Origin of the sequence: Melaminivora alkalimesophila (assembly GCF_000282995.1) — a bacterium.
Taxonomy (GTDB): Bacteria; Pseudomonadota; Gammaproteobacteria; order Burkholderiales; family Burkholderiaceae_C; genus Melaminivora; species Melaminivora alkalimesophila.
In genome coordinates this window covers 1-3,820 of the sequence record NZ_ALEE01000537.1, presented here as the reverse complement: position 1 = coordinate 3,820, position 3,820 = coordinate 1, and the positions used below count along the sequence as shown (strand labels likewise).

At 69.6% G+C, this 3,820-nt stretch carries 2 protein-coding genes and 1 pseudogene; all 3 read left to right on the top strand.

Going from position 1 to position 3,820, the window contains the following annotated elements; all coding sequences use genetic code 11:
• The coding region (clpB, locus tag A612_RS10530; protein ID WP_019374448.1) for an ATP-dependent chaperone ClpB at positions 1-2,423 on the top strand (2,423 nt) is incomplete at its 5' end.
• A 79-nt stretch (positions 2,424-2,502) separates the two neighbouring features.
• Positions 2,503-2,826: a hypothetical protein gene (locus tag A612_RS10525; protein WP_019374447.1), complete on the top strand. Its 324-nt coding sequence runs from the start codon at positions 2,503-2,505 to the stop codon at positions 2,824-2,826.
• Between the two features lie 10 nt (positions 2,827-2,836).
• Positions 2,837-3,820: pseudogene (locus tag A612_RS10520) on the top strand (aldehyde dehydrogenase family protein); the annotation flags it as partial.

Here is a 3,820-nt window from a genome sequence, read left to right as displayed (position 1 = left end):
CGGCCGAGGCCGCCATCAAGCGCCTGCCGCAGGTGCAGGGCCAGGAGCAGGTCCAGGGCAGCCCGGAGCTCGGCCGCGTGCTACAGGCCACTGAAAAAGAAGCCATCAAGCGCGGAGACCAGTTCGTCGCCAGTGAGCTGTTCCTGCTCGCGCTGGTGGACAGCAAGGGCGACGCCGGCCAGATCGTGCGCGACAACGGTCTGTCGCGCACCAGCCTGGAGTCGGCCATCGAGGCGGTGCGCGGCGGCCAGCCGGTCGACAGCGCCGAGGCGGAGGGCCAGCGCGAGGCGCTGAAGAAGTTCACGCTCGATCTGACGGAGCGCGCCCGCGCCGGCAAGCTCGACCCGGTCATCGGCCGCGACGACGAGATCCGCCGCTCCATCCAGGTGCTGCAGCGGCGCACCAAGAACAACCCGGTGCTGATCGGCGAGCCGGGCGTGGGCAAGACCGCGATCGTCGAGGGTCTGGCGCAGCGCATCGTCTCCGGCGAGGTGCCCGAGACGCTCAAGAACAAGCGCGTGCTGGTGCTGGACATGGCGGGGCTGCTGGCCGGCGCCAAGTACCGCGGCGAGTTCGAGGAGCGCCTCAAGGGCGTGCTCAAGGAGGTGGCGCACGAGGAGGGCCGCATCATCCTGTTCATCGACGAGCTGCACACCATGGTCGGCGCCGGCAAGGCCGAGGGCGCGATCGACGCGGGCAACATGCTCAAGCCCGCGCTCGCGCGCGGCGAGCTGCACCTGATCGGTGCGACCACGCTGGACGAGTACCGCAAGTACATCGAGAAGGACGCGGCGCTGGAGCGGCGCTTCCAGAAGGTGCTGGTCGAGGAGCCCAGCGTCGAGGACACGATCGCCATCCTGCGGGGCCTGCAGGTGCGCTACGAGGCGCACCACGGCGTGGACATCACCGACCCGGCGATCGTCGCCGCGGCCGAGCTGTCACACCGCTACATCACCGACCGCTTCCTGCCCGACAAGGCGATCGACCTGATCGATGAGGCCGCGGCCAAGATCAAGATCGAGATCGACTCCAAGCCCGAGGCGCTCGACCGCCTGGAGCGGCGCATGATCCAGCTCAAGATCGAGCGCGAGGCCATGAAGAAGGAGACCGACGAGGCCTCGCAGAAGCGCCTGCAGCTCATCGAGGAGGAGCTGTCCAACCTGGAGCGCGAGTATGCCGACCTGGAGGAGGTCTGGAAGGCCGAGAAGGCCAGCGCCCAGGGCAGCGAGCAGATCAGGAAGGACATCGACGCGATCCGCACGCAGATCGAGGACCTGAAGCGCAAGGGCGACTTCAACCGCGTCGCCGAGCTGCAGTACGGCCGCCTGCCGGAGCTGGAAAAGCAGCTCAAGGACGCCCAGGACAGCGAGGCCGGGGGCGAGGCCGCGCCGCGCCACAAGCTCTTGCGCACGCACGTGGGCGCCGAGGAGATCGCCGAGGTGGTCAGCCGCGCCACGGGCATTCCGGTGGCCAAGATGATGCAGGGCGAGAAAGACAAGCTGCTGAACATGGAAGACAAGCTGCACGAGCGCGTGGTCGGGCAGGACGAGGCGATCTCCGCCGTCTCCAACGCCATCCGCCGCTCGCGCTCGGGCCTGTCGGACCCGAACCGGCCGCTGGGCAGCTTCCTGTTCCTCGGGCCCACGGGCGTGGGCAAGACCGAGCTGTGCAAGGCGCTGGCGGCCTTCCTGTTCGACAGCGAAGAGCACATGGTGCGCATCGACATGAGCGAGTTCATGGAGAAGCACTCCGTGGCCCGCCTGATCGGCGCGCCGCCGGGCTATGTGGGCTACGAGGAGGGCGGCTACCTGACCGAGGCGGTGCGCAGGAAGCCCTATTCGGTGCTGCTGCTCGACGAGGTGGAAAAGGCCCACCCGGACGTGTTCAACGTGCTGCTGCAGGTGCTCGACGATGGCCGGCTCACCGACGGCCAGGGCCGCACCGTGGACTTCAAGAACACGGTCATCGTCATGACCAGCAACATTGGCTCGCACCTGATCCAGAGCATGGTCGGCCAGGACCAGGAAGACATCAAGGAAGCCGTCTGGGGGGAGCTCAAGGCGCACTTCCGGCCGGAGTTCCTCAACCGCATCGACGAGACGGTGGTCTTCCACGGCCTGGACGCGCGCCACATCGAGGCCATCGCGCGCATCCAGCTGCACCAGCTCGAGCAGCGCCTGGCGAAGATGGACCTGCACCTGCGGGTCTCGCCGGCGGCCATGGCGGAGCTCGCCAAGGTCGGCTTCGATCCGGTGTTCGGCGCGCGGCCGCTCAAGCGGGCCATCCAGCAGCGCATCGAGAACCCGCTGTCGAAGCTGCTGCTGGAGGGGCGCTATCCGCCCAAGAGCGTGATTCCGGTGGACGTGGATCCGGTACGCGATCCAGGGGTATTCCAGTTCGGCGAGGCCGAAATGGCGCCCTGAGGCCTACCATCGCGGAAATGCCCGGGCCGCGGCGCCCCGCCGCACCCGCCCGTGCATCCCGCATTTGTCAGGAAGGGACATGGGTTTGAATGAAGTGCTGACCGGAATCGTCCGGTGGACGCTGCGCTTGCTGGTCGTCGCCGTGGGTGCGGTGCTGTTTCTCAGCCTGCTGGTGGCGGCCAGCGTGCTGGCGCTGCTCTGGGGCGTGCGCACGCTGTGGGCGCGCGCCACCGGGCGGCCCATGGCTCCCTGGCTGCGCGTCGATCCGCGCGGCGCCTGGAGCACCGCCACGCGCAGCACGGCGCGCTGGACGGCCCATGCCGCGCACGGCGCCGCGGGCGCCTCGGCACGCATGCGCGGGGCGGCCGACGTGACCGACGTGCCGGTGCGCGAGATCCGCTGAAGGCCGTCCCTCGCCCGGGGTTGCGCTGACTATGATGCGCAGCATGACGCCCGACGACATCCGCGATCTTTTCGAGCGGCAGCACCAGGCCAGCCGCACCCAGCCCGACGTTCCCGTGACCCTGCGCCGTGAGCGATTGCTGCGCCTGGGCAAGCTGCTCGACGAGCATGCGCCGGTGCTGGCGGCGGCCGTGCAGGCGGACTTCGGCATGCGCTCGCAGCGCCTGACCGAGGTGGCGGATTTCTTTGTGCTGCGCGCCCAGCTGGCGCAAACCCTGCGGAACCTCGGGCGCTGGTCGCGCCGCGAGAAGGTCCGCACGCCCCTGTTCCTGCAGCCCGCGCGGGGCTGGATCGAGCGCCAGCCGCTGGGCGTGGTGGGCGTGATCTCGCCCTGGAACTACCCCATCCAGCTCGCGCTCGCGCCCGCCATGGCGGCGCTTGCGGCGGGCAACCGGGTGCTGCTCAAGCCGAGCGAGCTCACCCCCCACACCTCCGCGCAGCTGGCGGCGCTGGTGGCGCAGTTCTTCGCGCCCGAGGAGTTCGCCGTGGTGCGGGGCGATGCGGCCACGGCGGCGCTGGTTGCCTCGCTGCCTTTCGATCACCTGGTCTTCACCGGCTCGACGGCCGTGGGACGCAAGGTCGCGCAGGCGGCGGCCGCCAACCTCACGCCAACCACGCTGGAGCTCGGCGGCAAGTCGCCGTGCATCGTCGATGCGGATTGCGACCTGCACGACGCGGCCCTCAAGATCGCGCACGGTAAGCTGCTGAATGCCGGCCAGACCTGCATCGCACCCGACTACGTGCTGCTGCCGCGCGGCAGCGAGGCGGCGTTCGCGGATGCCTTCCGGGTGGCGGTGGCGCGTCTCTTTCCCTACTTCGAGGGCAATCCGGACTACGCCTCGATCATCAGCACGCGGCACCTGGCGCGCCTGCGCACCATGCTGCAGCAGGCGCAGACCCAGGGCGCCGAGCTGCAGGTGCTGCAGCCGGCACCG

Coding starts and splice junctions, on each gene's coding strand:
- A612_RS10525 (WP_019374447.1), top strand. CDS start 2,503: ATGGGTTTGAATGAAGTGCTGACCGGAATCGTCCGGTGGACGCTGCGC.